The sequence below is a fragment of the Trinickia sp. Y13 genome (assembly GCF_029522115.1).
GTDB lineage: Bacteria > Pseudomonadota > Gammaproteobacteria > Burkholderiales > Burkholderiaceae > Trinickia.
The window spans coordinates 225399-243769 of record NZ_JAKWFK010000003.1 but is presented as its reverse complement, the minus strand read 5'-3'; the positions used below and the strand labels follow the sequence as shown (position 1 = coordinate 243769).

The following is an 18371-nucleotide window of genomic DNA, read 5'->3' as shown; positions in this document are numbered from 1 at the left end:
ATTCATGGGCTTTCTCGCTGGAAAACGCATTTTGCTGACCGGTCTGCTGTCGAACCGCTCGATCGCCTACGGCATCGCGCAAGCTTGCAAGCGCGAAGGCGCGGAACTCGCCTTCACGTATGTCGGCGATCGCTTCAAGGACCGCATCGTCGAATTCGCCGCTGAATTCGGCAGCGAACTCGTGTTTCCTTGCGACGTGGCCGACGACGCGCAAATCGACGCGCTCTTCGCCTCGCTGGGGCAGCACTGGCCCAAGCTCGACGGTCTCGTTCATTCGATCGGCTTCGCGCCGCGCGAGGCGATCGCCGGGGATTTCCTCGAAGGCATGACGCGTGAAAACTTTCGCATCGCTCACGATATCTCGGCCTATAGCTTCCCCGCCCTCGCAAAGGCGGCGCTGCCGATGCTGTCGGAGAACGCGTCGCTGCTCACGCTCTCGTACCTCGGCGCCGAGCGCGTCATCCCGAACTACAACACGATGGGCGTCGCCAAGGCCGCGCTCGAAGCATGCGTGCGCTACATGGCCGGCGCGGTCGGCCCCAAGGGCGTGCGCGTCAACGGCATTTCCGCCGGTCCCATCAAGACGCTTGCCGCCAGCGGGATCAAGGGCTTCGGCAGAATCCTCGAATTCGTCGAGCAAAACGCGCCGCTCAAGCGCAATGTGACGATCGAGCAAGTCGGCAATACCGCCGCCTTTCTGTTGTCGGACCTCGCGAGCGGCGTGACGGCCGAGATCATGCACGTCGATAGCGGCTTTCACGCCGTCGTCGGCGGCATGGTGGGCGAAGCGGCCGAATAAGGGCGTCCTCGTCCGCCGGCGTTGGCGCGCGCCTGAAAGCGCGCGCACACGCCATAAAAGAAAAACCGCCTGCGGCGCACGCCGAGGCGGTTTTTCTTTAGTTCGGCGCGTCCGGTGTAGGTGCGCCAGCGCTCTTCCCTGATTGCCTGTCGTCTAGCAGGTGTGTTGCGGCCGCCCGAGCACCGATTACCGAAACCGCAGGAGGCCGAAGCGAGCCGCCGCCCGTCAGCGGTTCCACCCGCGATGCTCGCCGCGCCCCCATCCGTGACCACGACCGTGGTCGTGATCCCAACCGCGATGATGGCGATACCATTCGTCGCGGCCCCACCAGCGCCCGCCGTCCCAATACCGGTCGCCATGCCAGCCGACGATGATCGCCGGCGCCACATAGACGGGCGCAGGCTGATAAACGACGGGAGGCGGCGGCGGCGCATAAACCGGAGCCGGTGCCACATAGACCGGCGCGGGCACGCCGATGTTGACGCCGATGTCGACTCTCGCCATCGCCGCTGAGGATGCGCCGATAGCCAGCGCGCCAGCGGCCAACGAAACGATACGGGCAACGGACTTCATGGATTCACCTTTGATTGCGTAGCGTGGTTGGATTGAACTATAGCCCGGCGCAATCAATAGGCGTATTTCAAACTTGTAACTATTGCTGCAGAACGTCGGACGGCGAAACACTCGTGCACCCGCAGCAGCGAAAAGCCACGGTGCGCTTCGAACGTCTGCAAGGGGAAGACCGTGACAACGGTGGGGCGGCGGCGAAGACGGCGGTCTTCCCCGCTACCACGCGCACGATCGGGCATAGCCAGCCCGCCGGAGTGCCTACGCGCGCAGGCGCTCCCTAGCCCGATGCTCAGCGTGCCGCCACCTGATCGGCAACCTCGTCGACCGCCAGTTTAACGATCGTGACGATCTCGTCGACTTCGGCGCGCGTCGTGACGAGCGGCGGCGCAAAGCCCAGGATGTCGCCGTGCGGCATCGCGCGCGCGATTACCCCCCGCTGCAGCGCTGCGGCCGAAACGCGCGGCCCCACTTTGAGCGCGGCGTCGAACGGCGTGCGTGCGTCGCGCTCGGCCATGAATTCGAGCGCAGCCAGCATGCCGGCCCCCCGCACTTCACCCACCAGCGGATGCGCGTCGAACTCGGCGTGCAGGCGTTCGAGCAGGTAACCGCCGACCTCGGTCGCATTGCGCGTCAGATTTTCGCGCTCCAAGATGCGCAGGTTTGCGAGCGCCGCCGCCGCGCAAACGGGGTGGCCCGAATAGGTCCAACCGTGCCCCATCGCGCCGTGCTCTTTCGAGCCTCGATCGATAACGCCCCACACTTTCTCGCCGACGATCACGCCCGAGAGCGGCGCGTACGCGCTCGTCAAACCTTTCGCAATCGTGATCAAATCCGGCTCGATGCCATAGTGCTGCGAGCCCATCTTCGAGCCGACGCGGCCGAAGCCGCACACCACTTCATCGGCGATCAGCAGGATGTCGTGCTTGCGCAGCACGGCCTGAATCGCGGGCCAGTAGCCCGCGGGCGGCACGATGATGCCGCCTGTGCCCATCACCGGCTCGCCGATGAATGCGGCGATCGTGTCTGCGCCTTCGCGTGCAATGAGCTTTTCGAGTTCATCGACGCAATAGGCGACGAAGCGCGCCTCGTCCATGCCGGCCGGCGCCTTCCGATACCAATGCGGACACACCGTGTGCTTGACGCGATCGATCGGCAAGTCGAAATGCTGATGAAAGCTCGGCAGGCCGGTAAGGCTGCCGGTAACGATGCCCGAGCCGTGATAGCCGCGATCGCGCGAAATGATCTTCTTCTTGTTCGGCCGGCCGAGCACGTTGTTGTAGTACCAGACGATCTTGATTTGGGTCTCGTTGGCGTCGGAACCCGACATGCCGTAATAGACCTTCTTCATCCCGACGGGCGCCCAATCGATGATGCGCGACGAGAGCTCGATGATCGCGTCGCTCGAGTGCCCCACATAAGTGTGATAGTAGGCGAGCGCTTTGGCCTGCTCGTACATCGCTTCGGCCACCTCGGTGCGGCCATAGCCGATGTTGACGCAATACAGGCCCGCGAATGCGTCGATGTATTGCTTGCCTTGATGGTCTTCGATGCGAATGCCCTTGGCGTCGCGAATGATCTTGCCCGCGAGGGCACCCGTTGCATGATCGTGGGCATGCGTCGACGGATGCATGAAGTGCGCGCGGTCTTGCTGAAACAGTTGTTCGATCGATTGCGTCATGATGACTCCTGAAATGCGTTAGGCAATGGCCGCGACAGGCAGGCCCATATTGCCGAGACAGAAATATTTGGTTTCGACGAAAGGTTCGAAACCTTCGAATCCGCCTTCGCGGCCGAGGCCCGAGGCCTTCATCCCGCCGAACGGGATCGGCGCCCCCGTGAACTTCACGCCATTGACGGAAACCATGGCGAAATCGAGCCGGCGAATCAGTTGGAAAATCGTGTCGATCTTCGTCGCGCAGACGTACGCGGCTAGTCCGTACTCGGTGTCGTTCGCACGCGCGAGCGCTTCGTCGAGCGTATCGAACGGAGACACGGCGGAGATCGGCGCGAAGTTCTCTTCGTCGTAAATGCGCATGCCGGGCCGCGCGTCCGCGACGACGGTCGGCTCGAAGAACCAGCCGCCGCGCTCGTGCGGCCGCCCACCGGTCAAGATGCGTGCGCCTTTGGCGCGTGCGTCTTCGATACGCGCGAGCGTGCTCTCGAACGCGCCCTGATGCATGAGCGGCCCGACGTCGACGCCCGGCTCGAAGGCCGCGCCCACCTTCAGCGCCCGCACGGCTTGCGCGTATCGGTCGACGAATGCGTCGTAAAGCGGCCGTGCGACGAGGATGCGGTTGGCCGCGCAGCAGTCCTGCCCCGATGTTTGGAATTTCGCCGCGACTGCGATCCGGACCGATGCGTCGAGATCGGCGTCCTGCGTCACGATGAACGGCGCGTTGCCGCCCAGTTCCAGCGCCAATTTTTTGATGCCTGCTTGGGCAGCGGTTTGCGCAACGAGCTTGCCCACGCGCGTGGACCCGGTGAAGCTGACCGCACGCACGCGCGTATCGGATACGAGCGTCTCCATCGCCATCTGCGGCTCGCCGAGCACGACGTTGAACACGCCCGCGGGAAAGCCGGCTTCTTCGGCAAGCTGAGCGAGCGCGAGCGCCGTGAACGGTGTTTCGTGCGCAGGCTTGACGACGACGGTGCAGCCGACGGCAAGCGCGGCGGCCGCCTTGCGCGTGATCATCGCAACCGGGAAATTCCACGGCGTGATCAGCGCCGCAACGCCGACCGGCTCCATCAGCGTGGCCAGATGCGCGCCGTCGATGTGCGTGGGAATCGTGCGGCCGGCGAGTCGCTTCGCTTCGTTCGCGAACCAGTCGACGAAGCTCGCTGCGTAGCGCACCTCGCCGCGCGCCTCCTCGAGCGGCTTGCCTTGCTCGAGCGACAGCAACGCCGCGAGGTCCTCGGCGTGTCGAACGATCAGCGCGTGCCAGCGCAGCAGCGCCGCGCTGCGCTGCGGCTGCGCCACCCAGCGCCAACTCGCGAACGCGCGATCCGCCGCATCGATCGCGGCGACGATCTGAGCGCGCTCGAGCATCGGCACGTGGCCGATCACCGATTGGTCCGCCGGATTTTGCACCGCGATGGTCGACGCCGTGTCGCTATGCGTCCAATGGCCATCGACGTAACACACCGATTTGAATAGAACGGGGTGCCCGAACTTCATGTCACACACTCCTCACTCAGCGTTGAGATGACATTCATTCTGTCTCGGCCGCCGCTCGCGAAGTTTCTGTTTGGCGGGCGCCGTCCCCGTGTTTTTTCTGTTCGGGCTCGTGCTCACGCGAGTTTCACGCGCCGCTCGGGAAATGCTCGGGCGCGTCGAGCATTGGCCCCGGCGCATCCTTGACGACTTTCGTCACCACATACGTGAAATACCGTTCGATTCCCAAGTCATCGGCAAGCAGCGCATCGATGAAACGTTGATAGCGATCGATGTCGCGTGCGACCACGTGCAGCACGTAGTCGATGCCGCCGCCCGTCGCATAGCACTGGATCACCTCGCCCGCGGCCGCTATCCGTGCCTCGAATCGGCTCTGGTCGTATGCGGTGTGACGCGAGAGCGTGACCTCGACGACGATCCGGCTGCCGCTGAATGCACCCACCCAATCGATGTCCGCGCGATAGCCGCGAATCACGCCGCTTTCCTCGAGCTTGCGCACGCGCTCCCACGCCGGCGAAATCGACAAGTTCACCTCTTCCGCGAGCTTCGATTTCGTGATCCGGCCATCGCGCGCGAGGATGCGCAAGATGGCGACGTCGTAGCGGTCGAGCTTGATCACGGCAGCCTCGATTCACCCTGCGGTGGCGATCCCGCGCTCGAGCACGTCGGCGACGACGGCAATCGTATCGCCCGCTTTCACGATCCCGGGGAAATGCCGCGCGGCGACGATGCCGTCGCGCTTCGCGCGATATTCGATGCCAGGACTGCCCAAGCGCACCGTGTCGTAGACGCGCGCCAGCAGATCGCCCTGCGCCACCGTCTCGCCGAGGTCGCGGCATATTTCGAGCAGGCCCTCGTGCTCGCTCGTCGTGAAGCACGATGCGTCGGGCATGTCGAGCAGCGTCGTCGTGCGCGGCGCCCCCTGCGCGCGCGCTTCGCCCGCCAGCACACCGGCAAAGCGCAAGAATCCTTGCACGCCGCGCTCGGCGACGGCGACGCTTCGCGCCGTGCAGGTGCCGCCGCCGCCAAGTTCGGTCGTCACGAAGACTTTGCCCGCCTCCTCTGCCGCGCTGTCGAACAGCCCCACGCTGTCGAGTTCGAGCATCCGCATCGAATAAGGCGCTCCGAACGCGAGCATTGCGCGTTCGCAGCGCGCCTGTTGCTGCGCATCGGGCAGCAAATGAATCGCGGCGAACGGCACGAAATCGAGCGTGCGCCCGCCTGCGTGAATATCGAGCACATAGTCGGCCAGCGGCAGCAGATGACGGTGAAAGTAATCTGCGATTTTCTCCGTAACCGTGCCGTCGGGCTTGCCGGGGAAGCTGCGGTTCAAATTGCCCGCGTCGACCGGCGAGGTGCGCGTGCCGGCGCGAAACGCCGGATAGTTCATGAACGGCACGATGATCACGCGCCCGCGCAGCTCGCTCGCCTTCAGGCTGCAGGCGAGCTTGGCCAGCGCGACGGGGCCTTCGTATTCGTCGCCGTGGTTGCCGCCGGTGAGGAGCACGGTCGGCCCCTCCCCACGCTTGACGACCGTGATCGGAATCATGATCGCGCCCCAGGCGGAATCGTCGCGCGAGTACGGCAATTTCAGAAACCCGTGCTGCTCTCCGTCCGCGTCGAAATCGACCGTCGGCGTGATGGGTGAAGCGCGCATCGAGTCACTCCTTGACGAACAGCTTGCGCGGCGTGTTGCAAAAGGTCTCGACGCCCGTTTGCGTGATGAGAATGCTTTCGGTGATCTCCAAGCCCCAATCGTCGAGCCACAGCCCCGGCATGAAGTGGAAGGTCATGCCCGGTTCGAGGACCGTCTGGTCCCCGGGACGCAAGCTCATGGTGCGCTCGCCCCAGTCGGGCGGGTAGCTCGCGCCGATGGGGTAGCCGCAGCGGCTATCCTTTTCGATGCCCGATTTGCGCAGCACCGCAAAGAATGCGTTCGCGATGTCCTCGCAACGATTGCCGGGCTTCGCGGCGGCAAGGCCCGCTTCGATGCCTTCGACGATCGCTTTCTCCGCATCGAGAAAATGCCGCGGCGGCTTACCCAGATACACCGTGCGCGATTGCGGGCAGTGGTAGCGTTTGAAGCATCCGGCGATCTCGAAGAACGTGCCGGCGTTCACCGTGAAAGGAGAGTCGTCCCAGGTCAAGTGCGGGGCCGCCGCGTCGGAACCCGTGGGCAAGAGCGGCACGATCGCGGGATAGTCGCCGCCGTATCCGTCCACGCCGGTGATCCCGGCCGAATAGATCTCGGCCACGAGATCGCTCTTTCTCATTCCCGGTTCCACCACATCGACGATGCGCGCGTGCATCTTCTCGACGATCCGCGCGGCGATGCGCATGTAGTCGATCTCACGCGGCGACTTCACGGCGCGTTGCCAGTTGACGAGACTCGTCGCATCGACCCACTGCGCGCGCGGCAGATGCTGCTGCAACGAGCGGTAGGCCGCGGCGCTGAAATAGTAGTTGTCGAGTTCGACGCCGATCCGCAGCGCGTCCCACCCGAAGGCCGCGATCACTTCTTTCGACAAGTAATCCATCGGATGGCGAACCGGCGACTGCACGTAGTGGTCGGGATAGCCGACGATCCGCTCGTGCGGCATGAACACCGTACGCTTCGCGCCGTTCGCGTCCTGGCCGCGGCCGAACCAGACCGGGTCGCCGTCCATCGGCAACAGCACGCACTGGTGAACGTAGAACGACCAGCCGTCGTAGCCGGTCAGCCACGCCATGTTGGTCGGATCGGTGACGATCAACAGATCGATGCCGGCTCGCTGCATCGCGCGGCGCGTCTTGGCGATCCGCGTCGCGTACTCGTCGCGCTCGAACGCGAGGCGCGGTACGACGCGGGTGGAATCCGCCTGCTGCTCCATCTCAGTGGACATCGCTTCCTCTCAGGGTGTCGTGTCGTTGTGGAAAATCGTTCCCGCGCCCGCGGCCCGCACTCGCTCCAGCGCGAGCGCCGCGATGGCGGTATCTTGGGCGCCCGTGCCCGTGAGATCGCATACGGTGATGTCATCGGCGCTCGTGCGCCCGCTCGCGCGCCCGGCCGCGATTTCGCCTAGCTCGGGGAACGCCGCGTCGGCGGCCACCGCCCCGGCCCGCACCGCATGCGCGAGCTCGCCGATCACGCGCACTTGCGAGAGGCGGTCGCATACGTAGCGCACATGCTCGAACACCGACGGCGCAAGTTCGGTCTTGTAATCGGCGTCCGAGCCCATCGCCGTCACATGCAGGCCGCGATGGAGGTCTTGCGCTTCTATGAGCGGTGAGCGGCTCGGCGTCGTCGTAATGGCAACGTCGGCTCGCGCGAGCGCCTCACGCACACTCCGCGCGACGACGCAATCGATATCGAAGCGCGAGCGAACGTGCGCCGCATACGCGGCCGCTTGCTCGGCATCGCGCGCCCAAACCGCGACGTGCTCGATCTTGCGCACGAGCATCAACGCCTGTAGTTGCAGCCGCCCCTGCTCTCCGGCTCCAATGACGGCTGCGCGCCGCGCATCGGGGCGCGCGAGCCAGCGCGCAGCGACGGCGCCCGCCGCCGCGGTGCGCACGGCGGTCAAGTAGCCGTTGTCGAGCAACACGGCCTCAGTCAGTCCCGTGCTCGCGGACAGCACGAGCATGAGGCCGTTCAAGCTCGGCAAGCCGAGCGCGGGATTGTTGAAGAAGCCCGGGCTCACCTTGATGGCGAATCTGTTCAAACGCGGCAGGTATGCCGTTTTGACGTCGACTTCACCGTGCCGCTCGGGCAGCGCGAGATTGAGGACCGGCGGCATGACCACGGGCTCGGTCGCAAGCGAGACGAAGGCGCGTTCGATCTGATCGACGGCGGCCAGATCGAGCGCAACGAGCGAGCGCAATTGCGCCTCGCCGACGATCGTGATGTCAGGCATCTGCGTTCTCCATGACGATGCGCCGATGCGCATCCATATCGATGTTGGCGCCGCTCACCACGATGACGATCGGTCCATGGCCCGCAGCGATGCGCCACTCGAGCAGCGCGGCTATGCCTACAGCCGCGGCGCCTTCCGCGATGAGTCGCTCCTGCCGGTACGCGTGAACGATGCCGCGTGCAATCGAAGGCTCGTCGACGAGCAAGATTTCGTCGGCGAGATCGTTCGTCATGGCGAACGTGTAGCGGTTCTCGAGTCCGATCCCGCCGCCGAGCGAATCGGCTAGCGTTTCAACTTCTTCCACTGCGATCGGCATACCGGCCGCGAGACTCGCATGCATGGCGGCGCCGCGCGCCATCGATACGCCGATCGCGCGCAGATCCGGGCGGATGCCTTTCGCCGCGAACGCGGTTCCGCTAAATAACCCTCCGCCCGAGAGCGGGACGACGAGCGTCGCGGCATCGGGCAGCGCCTCCAAAATCTCGAGCCCGATCGTCGCCTGCCCGGCAATCACGCGCAGGTCGTCGAACGGCGCAACGAACGCATAGCCCTCTTCTTGCGCCATGCGCAGCGCTTGAACCTGAGCGTCGTCTTGGCTGCGGCCCGAGATGAGGATGCGCGCGCCGAGCGCCGCGACGGCATCGACCTTGTTCTTCGGCACGAGCGACGACATGCAGACGGCGGCCTCGATGCCGAGCGCGCGCGCGGCGTAGGCAAGCGCGCGCCCATGATTGCCCGTCGATGCGGTGACCACTCGGCGAACGCCGCTCTGCGCGATCTCGGCCAAGGCGTTGGTCGCGCCGCGCACCTTGAAACTACCGGTCGGTTGAGCGGTCTCGAGCTTGAGGTAGACGGGTACGCCGGCAAGAGACGACAGCGACGGCGACTCGACGAGCGGCGTGTGCGCTACCCGCCCCGCGAGGCGCTGCCGCGCACGAAAGACATCCGCGAGAGACAAAGAGGACATGGGCCGCTACCGCAAAGCGTGATCGATGCGGCCAAGTCTAATGTTGCGGAAAATGCTTCCCAAATGTCCTAGGACATCAAATCACAGGAAATCGTGAACATGCGGAAATTGCTCGAAGACTTCGGCAATGACGCCGAGCGCGGCTTCGAACGCGGGCTCGCTCACGTCCGCGCCGAGACACAGGCGAACCGCGTTGGGCCGTTCTGCCCCGCTCACGAGAAAAGGGTCGGGCGAAGTCACCGCGATTTGCCGATTGCGCAATTCGCGCACCACGCGATCCGCCTGCCAATGATCGGGCACGCGCAGCCAAGCGGATACCGCGTTCGGATGGCTACCGAGCACGTACTTGCCGAGGACGGCCGTGAGCACCGCATGCCGCGCCGCGAGCCGCGCGCGCTGCAACTCGACCAGGCGCCGCGCCGTTCCATCGGTGATCCAACGCGTGGCCACTTCGGCGATAACGGTCGTCGCCATCCACGAACTGACGCGCAGCACACTCTCGCAGCGCAACGCGAGACGCCGCGGCATCGCGAGGTAGCCCGTGCGCAGGCCGGTCAGGACGGACTTCGTCATGCTCGTGCAGTAAAACGCCAGCTCCGGAATGAGGCTCGCGATCGGCGTATAGGTTTTCTCCGGCAGCGCGCCGTATACGTCGTCCTCGATGACGTAGACGCCATAGCGCTCGGCGATGCGAGCGATCGCGCGACGACGCGAGTCGGTCATGACCGAGACGGTCGGATTATTCAACGTGGGGGTGCAAACGAGCGCCGAGACGCGCTCGCTGTCGCACATCTCTTCGAAATGTTCCGGCCGCAAGCCGTGCTCGTCGATCTCGAGGCCTTTGAGCGTGAAGCCGAGCACGTTCGCCGAGCCGATCACGCCGTGATCGGTCAGGCTTTCGCACAATACGGTGTCGCCGGGACCGACGAGCGAGGCGAGCGCAAGAAAGATGCCGTGCGCCGCGCCATTGGTCACGAGCAGCGAATCGGCATGGGCGGGCATGTTGAGCGACTCGAGCCAAGCGACACCCGCGTGCCGATGCCGTTCGAACCCGGCGATCGGCCGAAACGCGCGAATCCACGGCTGGTCTTCGACGCCGGCGAGCGTTGCACAGACTTTGCGCCAAGCCTCGTCGTGCTCGGGCGTATGCACCATGCGAGCGATCGAGAAGTCGACGACTTCCCGTTCCGTGGTATCGAGAATGTAATTGGACACGCGATCCGTGAGCCGCCCCGCAACGAAACTGCCGCGCCCGACCTCGCAGCGAATGAGGCCTTGCCGCTCCAATTCCTTGTAGGCGTTCGTGACCGTTTGCACGCTGATGCCGAGTTCGGCCGCCACCTCGCGCTGCGGCGGCAGGCGCGCCCCGTATACGAGCACCGCGCTTTCGATTTCGCCCGCGATCGCCTTGACCAAGCGCTTGTATTTCGATTCGACGCCGTGCACGGAATCGACCGCATCGCGCCAGGCCCTGCTCGTTCGTTGTGTCATGCTCATCTCCGTCGCTATGCAGCAATGGTCGCTCTATCTGCGCCCGAAAAATAATTGTCCTAGAGCAATCGAAAAGAAAAATATGGCTCGGTATGCTGCATTCGACTGGTGTTGCGATATGCCAGCGCATTGTTTTGCAAGGGTTTTCCACTAGACCGCGACGGCAGGCGGGCACCGGCGGCCGCGGTGAATCAGTCAACCAACGGGAACGGATCGACATGAAACTCAATAGACTGACTGGCGCTCTCGGTATGCTCTGCGCCATCGCCGGCCTGATCGCCCAAGCGCCCTCGGCCCGCGCGGAAACCACGCTGCAGCGGATCCAGCGCACCGGCGTCGTGCGCATCGGCTACGCGAACGAAAAGCCGTTCGCGTATACGCTGCCAAACGGTGACGTAACGGGCGAATCCCCCGAGATTGCGAAAAAGATCTTCTCCAAACTCGGCGTCAAGAAGGTCGATGCCGTGCTGACCGAATGGGGATCGCTGATTCCGGGCCTGCAGGCCGGACGTTTCGACGTGATCGCTGCGGGCATGTACATCACGCCACAGCGCTGCAAGCAGGTCGCGTTCGCCGATCCCCAGTATCAGATCGGCGATACCTTGCTGACGCTGCCGGGAAATCCGAAGCATCTCGACAGTTACACGTCGGTGGCGAAGAATCCCGATGTGAAGCTGGCGGTCATGGCCGGCACGGTCGAGCTCGGCTACGCGCGCGAGGCAAGCATCAAGGATTCGCAGATCCTGCAAGTGCCCGATACCACGGCGCAACTTCAAGCGGTCCGGTCTCACCGTGCGGACGCGGCGGTCGGCACCGCATTGACGATGAAGGATCTGGCCGCGAAGATGCCGGGGCAAGTCGTAACCGTCGACAAGTTCGTCGACGATCCCAAGCACATGGGCTATGGCGCGCTTGCATTCCGCAAGGACGACACCGACCTGCGCGATGCGGTCGACAAGCAACTGCACGCGTGGCTCGGCACGCCCGACCACCTGAAGACCGTGGCGCCGTTCGGCTTCGACAAGTCCAACGTGACCGATAAGACCGCAGCCGAGCTGTGTCGCGAGTAAACGCGATTTTCGCGATGCGCTCGCCGTCGCGAGAATCGGCTTCGCCTCTCTTTGCCAGGAGCCGCAATGGGTGATCTGGAACAACTGCTTCCGCTGCTCGTAAAAGGCACTGCCGTCACGGTGGAGATCGCCGCTTGCGCGATCGTGCTGGCCGTGTTCATGGCGTGTTTCGCGAATGTGCTGCGAGCAGCGCCATGGCGGGCCGTGCGTTGGCTCGGCAACGTCTATGTCGAAGTGTTTCGCGGCACGTCCCTGCTCGTGCAGCTTTTCTGGTTCTTCTTCGTGCTGCCGCTGCCGCCGTTCAATGTCGCGCTGACGCCGTTCACCGTCGCGATCGTCGGACTGGGGTTGCACTACGGCGCGTACGGCTCGGAGATCCTGCGCGGCGCGCTGCGCTCGGTGCCGCACGGCCAGTTCGAAGCGGCGCTCGCGCTCAATATGTCGCCGGCCATGCGCATGCGCCGCATCATCCTGCCGCAAGCCATGATCAATGCGCTGCCGCCCGCCACGAATCTCATGATCGAGCTGATCAAAGGCACCTCGCTCGTGTCGCTCATCACGCTTTCCGATCTGACCTTTCGTGCGCGCCAGCTCGACGAGGCGACCCTCGAAACCGCGAAGATTTTCGCGCTGACGCTCATCATCTATTTCGCCCTCGCGCAATGCCTCGTTGCGCTCATGCGCCGCGTCGAACTTCGATTCAGCCACGGCGCCGCCCGGAGAGCCGCACGGTGAACACTTTCTTCGATCTTCATTACGCCGCGCGCATCCTGCCCGCACTCGCCCGCGCGAGCCTCTATACGATCGGCATCACGCTCGTCGGCTTCGCGATCGCGCTCGTGCTCGGTCTCGTGCTCGCGTTGCTGCGCCGCAGCCCCATCGCGGCGGTGTCGCGCACGACCGGCTTGGTCGTCGAGTTCGTCCGCAGCACGCCTTTGCTGATCCAGGTGTACGTGATCTTCTATGTAGGGCCGCTGTACGGTCTCGTGATCAGCGCGCTGACCGCGGGCACGATCGGCATCGCATTGCACTACGCCTGCTATGTCTCCGAGGTCTATCGGGCGGGCCTGAATTGCGTCGCACGGGGGCAATGGGAAGCAGCTTGTGCGCTGTCGCTCTCGCGCTGGCGAACCTACACCGGGGTCATCTTGCCGCAGGCAATCCGGCAGGTCATACCGGCGCTTGGCAACTACCTGGTGGCGATGTTCAAGGACACGCCCGTGCTGTCCGCGATCACGGTGGTCGAATTGATGCAACAGGCCAAGAACCTCGGCTCCGAAACCTTTCGTTATCTGGAACCGATCACGATGACGGGCGCCTTCTTCCTCGTGATCAGCCTCACCTTCGCCGCGGGCGTGCGCCACCTCGAAAAGCGTTTGCGGTTGCCGTGAACATGTGCCCGGATGCGCGGGACGGGAGTCCGATGATGGTTGAGTTCACGCAAGCAGAACATCAGGAGCAGCAGATGAAACGCGATCTTTATCCCGCGATGGACACGGCTGCGGGTAGGCAGACGGAACGCCCCATGGTTCGCTTCGCCGGCGTCACCAAGCGTTATGGCGCACTGACGGTGCTCGACGGCCTCGATCTCGACATCGCGGCCAACGAGAAAGTGGCCGTGATCGGCCCGAGCGGATCGGGCAAGTCGACGCTGTTGCGCGTGCTGATGACGCTCGACCCCGTCACCGACGGCTTCATCGAAGTGGACGGCGAACCGCTGACGCACATGATGCGCGGCGACAAGCTCGTGCCGGCAAGCGAAGCGCACGTGCGACGCGTTCGCAGCAAGATCGGCATGGTATTTCAAAGCTTCAATCTATTTCCGCACATGACCGCCTTGCAGAACACGATCGAGGCGCCGATCCATACGCTCGGCATGTCGCGCCGGGAAGCGACCGAACGCGGCCGCGAGTTGTTGTCGCTGGTCGGCTTGGCGGAAAAATGCGATCACTACCCTTCGCAGTTGTCCGGCGGCCAACAGCAGCGCGTGGCGATCGCACGCGCGCTCGCGATGCGGCCGAAGGTCATGCTGTTCGACGAAGTCACCTCGGCGCTCGATCCCGAGTTGTGCGGCGAGGTGCTCAACGTCATTCGCCGCCTTGGCTCCGAACACAATTTGACGATGCTGATGGTCACCCATCAGATGGGATTTGCGAAGGAATTTGCCGACCGCGTCTGCTTCTTTTCGCAGGGCAAGATCATCGAACAGGCGCCGCCCGCGCAATTCTTCTCGTCGCCGCAACACGAACGCACGCAGCAGTTCTTGCGTGCGGTGCGCGAAGCGATGTGAGTGGCGAGCGCGACACCGTCGTCTCGCGTTGCCGTGAAGTCGAGCAAGATCCGATCGCTGCGACCGACGAAACAGTGGGATTCACGGTCGAGCCAATCAAGCCAACGATTCATCGGCCGCATCTCTACGCAAAGCCCCGCGTCGCGTCTCAAGGCATGCCGTCGATCGATCTGCCTATTTCAACTCGATCAACAGATCCTTCGCCGCGACTCGCTCGCCGGGCTTGACGTGCACGGCAGCGATCTCGCAATCGCGCTCGGCTGCGATGTGCGTTTCCATCTTCATCGCTTCGAGCGCGATCAGTGTCGTGCCGGCCGTCACCCGCTGTCCCGGCTGCACCGCCACCGTCACGACCGATCCGGGCATCGGCGCGGCGATGTGCAGCGGGTTCGCCGGATCGGCCTTCGTCAGGCTGTGACGCTCCTTGCCCGCATGCGTTTTCGCGCGCGGCTCGATCAACGCGGTGCGCGACTGGCCGTTCAGTTCGAACTGCACCTTCACGACACCCTCCTCGGTGTCGGCGTGCTGCCCCTGCAGCGAGACGAGTAGCGTCTTGCCCGGCGAGATGTCGATCGCCACTTCTTCCTGCGGCTGCAGGCCATAGAGGAACGCGGGCGTCGGTAGCACCGACGTATCGCTGTACGCGCGCACATGCGCGTAATAGTCGACGGTCTGCTTCGGGTACATGAGATACGACGCGAGTTGCCTGTCGTCGAGCGCTTGCACGCACGCAGCTTCTGCCCGCGTGCGCACCACATCGAGATCGACCGCCGGAATGTGGTCGCCGGGCCGATACGGCGTCGGCGGCTCGCTCTTGAGCACCTTGCGCGACAGGTCCGCCGGAAAGCCGTCCGGGGGGAAGCCCAGTTCGCCCTTGAACAGCGACACGACCGATTCGGGGAAGGCAATGTCCTTGCCCGGGCTGCGCACGTCGTCCACACTCAGGTCGTTCGCGACCATCATCAGCGCCATGTCGCCGACCACCTTCGACGTCGGCGTCACCTTGACGATATCGCCGAACAGCCGGTTCACGTCGGCGTACGCCCGCGATACCTCCGTCCAGCGATGATCGATGCCGAGCGAACGCGCCTGCTCGCGCAGGTTCGTGTACTGGCCGCCCGGCATCTCGTGACGATAGACGTCGGCGGTGCCCGCCCGAATCTCCGATTCGAATGGCGCGTAGTAGCGGCGCACGCCTTCCCAGTACATCGACGCTTCGTGCAGCCGCTCCGCATCGAGCCCAGCATCGCGCTCGCTGCCCGCGAGCGCGGCCGCGATGCTCGACAGGTTCGGCTGCGACGTGAGGCCGCTCATCGCATCGAGCGCGCCGTCCACCGCGTCGCAGCCGGCGTCGATCGCGGCGAGCACCGACGCAGCGGCAATGCCGCTCGTGTCATGCGTGTGGAAGTGCACGGGCAGGCCCGTTTCTTCCTTGAGCGCCTTCACGAGCGTTGCGGCGGCCTGCGGGCGGCAAATGCCGGCCATGTCCTTGATGCCGAGCACGTGCACGCCGGCCTTCTGCAACTCGCGCGCGATGCCGACGTAGTACTTGAGGTCGTACTTCGAACGCGACGCATCGAACAAATCGCCCGTGTAGCAAATCGCGCCTTCGCACAGCATCCCGCTCTCGCAGACTGCCTCGATCGCAACGCGCATGTTGCGCACCCAGTTCAGCGAATCGAATACGCGGAACACGTCGACGCCCGCGCTCGCCGCCTGCTTCACGAAAAAGCGCACGACGTTGTCCGCATAGTTCGTATAACCGACCGCGTTCGAGCCGCGCAGCAACATCTGGAACAGCACGTTGGGCACGCGCTCGCGCAGCAAGGCGAGCCGCTCCCACGGGTCTTCCTTCAGGAAGCGCAGTGCGACGTCGAACGTCGCGCCGCCCCAGCATTCGAGCGAGAACAACTGCGATAGCTCCCGGGCATAGAACGGCGCGATCGGCAACATGTCGGCCGTGCGCATGCGTGTCGCGAACAGCGACTGGTGCGCGTCGCGCATCGTCGTGTCGGTCAGCAGCACGCGCTTCTGCTCGAGCATCCACTGCGCGAATCTTTCCGCGCCGAGTTCGCGCAACCTATCGCGCGTGCCGACGGGAATCGCGGCGCGCGTATCGATCTTCGGCAATACCGGCTTGGGCAGCGGTAGCTCCGGCAGCGTGCGGCCGCTCATTTCGCTGTTGCCGTTGACATTAAGTTCGCCGAGATAGCGCAGCAGCTTGGTCGCGCGATCGCCGCGCTTGGCGAATGCCAGCAACTCCGGCGTCTGGTCGATGAAGCGTGTCGTCACCTTTCCCGCGACGAACGCCGGATGATTGATGACGTTCTCGAGAAACTGCAGATTCGACGTGACGCCGCGAATCCGGAACTCGCGCAGCGCGCGATCCATCCGGTGGATCGATTCGGCGGCCGTCGGCGCCCACGTTGTCACTTTGACGAGCAGCGAATCGTAGTACGGCGTGATCACCGCGCCGCCATAGGCCGTGCCCGCATCGAGCCGCACGCCGAAACCCGCCGCGCTGCGATACGCGCTCAACCGGCCGTAGTCGGGCAGGAAGTCGTTCTCCGGATCCTCGGTCGTAATCCGGCATTGGAGCGCATGGCCGTTCAGCGCGATGTCCTCCTGCGCCGGCACGCCGGCCGCGCGTTGCACGAGCGCACCACTCGCGTCGATCACATCGTCGGCAAGACCGATGCGGCCGCCCTCCGTGATCCTGATCTGCGCCTTCACGATGTCCACGCCCGTGATCATTTCGGTCACCGTATGTTCGACCTGGATGCGCGGGTTCACCTCGATGAAGTAAAACTGGTTCGTGTCGGCATCCATCAGGAATTCGACGGTGCCCGCGTGCGTGTAGCCGACTGCGCGCATCAGCCGCAGTGCCGCTTCGCACAGCGCATGACGGCCAGCGGGATCGAGATACGGCGCGGGTGCGCGCTCCACGACTTTCTGGTTGCGGCGCTGCACCGTGCAGTCGCGCTCATGCAGATGCACGACGGTGCCGTGCATATCGCCGAGCACCTGCACCTCCACGTGACGCGCGTTGCGCACGAGTTTCTCGACGTACACCTCGTCGTTGCCGAAGGCCGCCAACGCTTCCCGGCGCGCGGCAGGGAGCAGCGTCTCGAGGTCCTGCTCGCTTTCGAGCACGCGCATTCCGCGCCCGCCGCCGCCCCAGCTCGCCTTGAGCATCAACGGATAGCCGATCTCCGCTGCCAGAGGGCGACACATATCGAGATCGCTTGGCAGCGGCGCGGTTGCCGGCATCACGGGAACGCCCGCCGCGATGGCTCCGTTGCGCGCGGCGATTTTGTTGCCGAGCGTGCGCATGACCTCGGGCGATGGGCCGATCCAGCGGATGCCCGCATCGATCACGGCCTGCGCGAAATCGGGGTTTTCCGATAGGAAACCGTAGCCCGGGTGAATGGCATCGACCTTCGCCTGCCGTGCGACGCGCAGGATGTCGTCGATGTCGAGATACGCGGCGAGCGGCTTTTTGCCTTCGCCAATCAGATAGCTCTCGTCGGCCTTGAACCGGTGCAACGCGAGACGGTCTTCCTTCGAGTAAATCGCCACCGTGCGAATGTTCAGCTCGGCCGCAGCGCGCATCACGCGAATCGCGATTTCCGAGCGATTCGCTATCAGGAGGGATCTGATCAGGTTCGGGGTCATGATTGGCGAGAAGAATCGTTGGCGTCGAGTGATGTCGATGTATCGTTGTAGCGCAAGCGGGGCTTCGGCGGGTCCACAGCTTATCTTTCGAGGCCGGCAGGCCGGCATATTCGATCGACCGCGGGGCGCGAACATCGTGCTTCGCATGCGCAGGCGACACAAGCGGCGGGCAAAGGCACTTACTGCTCGAGCAAGCGAAGCATACTATGCGCGGCCATTCAAAGATTCCGCAAACACGCCGCGTGGTTGAAGGATCGCGACATGGGATCTCGAACAAAGTCGTCCACTTCGTCAGGTTTCAAGGGACTCCCTGCGAGCGGGTGACTTTGGGGGACATGAGCGGTCCGGCCCCTCCGAGCAATGGCATTGCCGATTTGGATTGTCCTCCTATCGACCTGTCCGAGGAAATTAGACCATGACACCGCAGCGCTTCGCGCAAGATGG

15 protein-coding genes are annotated in these 18371 nt (G+C 64.3%); 5 read left to right on the top strand and 10 right to left on the bottom strand.

Features of this window, described 5'->3' with window-relative positions; translation table 11 throughout:
* Positions 1–4: 4 nt before the first annotated feature.
* Entirely contained in the window at positions 5–799 is a 795-nt protein-coding gene (fabI, locus tag MMB74_RS07305; RefSeq protein ID WP_277427939.1) for an enoyl-ACP reductase FabI, read from the top strand.
* 225 nt (positions 800–1024) lie between these two features.
* Here fabI and MMB74_RS07300 read toward each other — a convergent pair whose 3' ends face one another.
* The 9 genes from MMB74_RS07300 to MMB74_RS07260 all read right to left on the bottom strand — a co-directional run bounded on the left by MMB74_RS07300 (position 1025) and on the right by MMB74_RS07260 (position 10898).
* Positions 1025–1372 (bottom strand): hypothetical protein, encoded by a 348-nt coding sequence (locus MMB74_RS07300; RefSeq protein WP_277427938.1) that lies wholly within the window; start codon positions 1370–1372, stop codon positions 1025–1027.
* Positions 1373–1658: 286 nt separating this feature from the next.
* Positions 1659–3047 carry an aspartate aminotransferase family protein gene (locus MMB74_RS07295; RefSeq protein ID WP_277427937.1) on the bottom strand — a complete coding sequence of 463 codons (1389 nt, stop codon included), beginning with the start codon at positions 3045–3047 and terminating at the stop codon, positions 1659–1661.
* 18 nt (positions 3048–3065) lie between these two features.
* Positions 3066–4544, bottom strand: a complete 1479-nt coding sequence (locus MMB74_RS07290; RefSeq protein ID WP_277427936.1) for an NAD-dependent succinate-semialdehyde dehydrogenase — start codon at positions 4542–4544, stop codon at positions 3066–3068.
* A 124-nt stretch (positions 4545–4668) separates the two neighbouring features.
* Positions 4669–5160 (bottom strand): Lrp/AsnC family transcriptional regulator, encoded by a 492-nt coding sequence (locus MMB74_RS07285; protein ID WP_277427935.1) that lies wholly within the window; start codon positions 5158–5160, stop codon positions 4669–4671.
* 12 nt (positions 5161–5172) lie between these two features.
* Positions 5173–6198: a N(2)-acetyl-L-2,4-diaminobutanoate deacetylase DoeB gene (doeB, locus tag MMB74_RS07280; protein WP_277427934.1), complete on the bottom strand. Its 1026-nt coding sequence runs from the start codon at positions 6196–6198 to the stop codon at positions 5173–5175.
* 4 nt (positions 6199–6202) lie between these two features.
* The gene (gene doeA, locus MMB74_RS07275) at positions 6203–7411 is read right to left on the bottom strand and encodes an ectoine hydrolase DoeA (protein ID WP_277428191.1); all 1209 of its coding nucleotides are present in this window, start codon (positions 7409–7411) and stop codon (positions 6203–6205) included.
* A 21-nt stretch (positions 7412–7432) separates the two neighbouring features.
* Positions 7433–8434: a cyclodeaminase gene (locus tag MMB74_RS07270; RefSeq protein WP_277427933.1), complete on the bottom strand. Its 1002-nt coding sequence runs from the start codon at positions 8432–8434 to the stop codon at positions 7433–7435.
* Positions 8427–9401: a hydroxyectoine utilization dehydratase EutB gene (eutB, locus tag MMB74_RS07265; RefSeq protein ID WP_277427932.1), complete on the bottom strand. Its 975-nt coding sequence runs from the start codon at positions 9399–9401 to the stop codon at positions 8427–8429. The genes MMB74_RS07270 and eutB overlap by 8 nt, the downstream gene beginning before the upstream one ends.
* 81 nt (positions 9402–9482) lie before the next feature.
* The gene (locus tag MMB74_RS07260) at positions 9483–10898 is read right to left on the bottom strand and encodes a PLP-dependent aminotransferase family protein (protein WP_277427931.1); all 1416 of its coding nucleotides are present in this window, start codon (positions 10896–10898) and stop codon (positions 9483–9485) included.
* Positions 10899–11110: 212 nt separating this feature from the next.
* On the opposite strand from MMB74_RS07260, the gene ehuB reads away from it, so the two are divergent.
* The 4 genes from ehuB (at position 11111) to ehuA (ending at position 14252) form a co-directional block, all read left to right on the top strand.
* Positions 11111–11962 (top strand): ectoine/hydroxyectoine ABC transporter substrate-binding protein EhuB, encoded by an 852-nt coding sequence (ehuB, locus tag MMB74_RS07255; RefSeq protein ID WP_277427930.1) that lies wholly within the window; start codon positions 11111–11113, stop codon positions 11960–11962.
* A gap of 66 nt (positions 11963–12028) precedes the next feature.
* Positions 12029–12697 (top strand): ectoine/hydroxyectoine ABC transporter permease subunit EhuC, encoded by a 669-nt coding sequence (gene ehuC / locus MMB74_RS07250; RefSeq protein ID WP_277427929.1) that lies wholly within the window; start codon positions 12029–12031, stop codon positions 12695–12697.
* Positions 12694–13353 carry an ectoine/hydroxyectoine ABC transporter permease subunit EhuD gene (gene ehuD, locus MMB74_RS07245; RefSeq protein ID WP_277427928.1) on the top strand — a complete coding sequence of 220 codons (660 nt, stop codon included), beginning with the start codon at positions 12694–12696 and terminating at the stop codon, positions 13351–13353. The genes ehuC and ehuD overlap by 4 nt, the downstream gene beginning before the upstream one ends.
* A gap of 74 nt (positions 13354–13427) precedes the next feature.
* Positions 13428–14252: an ectoine/hydroxyectoine ABC transporter ATP-binding protein EhuA gene (ehuA, locus tag MMB74_RS07240; RefSeq protein ID WP_277427927.1), complete on the top strand. Its 825-nt coding sequence runs from the start codon at positions 13428–13430 to the stop codon at positions 14250–14252.
* A 174-nt stretch (positions 14253–14426) separates the two neighbouring features.
* On the opposite strand, the gene MMB74_RS07235 is transcribed toward ehuA, so the two are convergent.
* Positions 14427–17927, bottom strand: coding sequence for a pyruvate carboxylase (locus MMB74_RS07235; RefSeq protein ID WP_277427926.1), 3501 nt, complete (start codon positions 17925–17927; stop codon positions 14427–14429).
* Positions 17928–18371 lie beyond the last annotated feature (444 nt).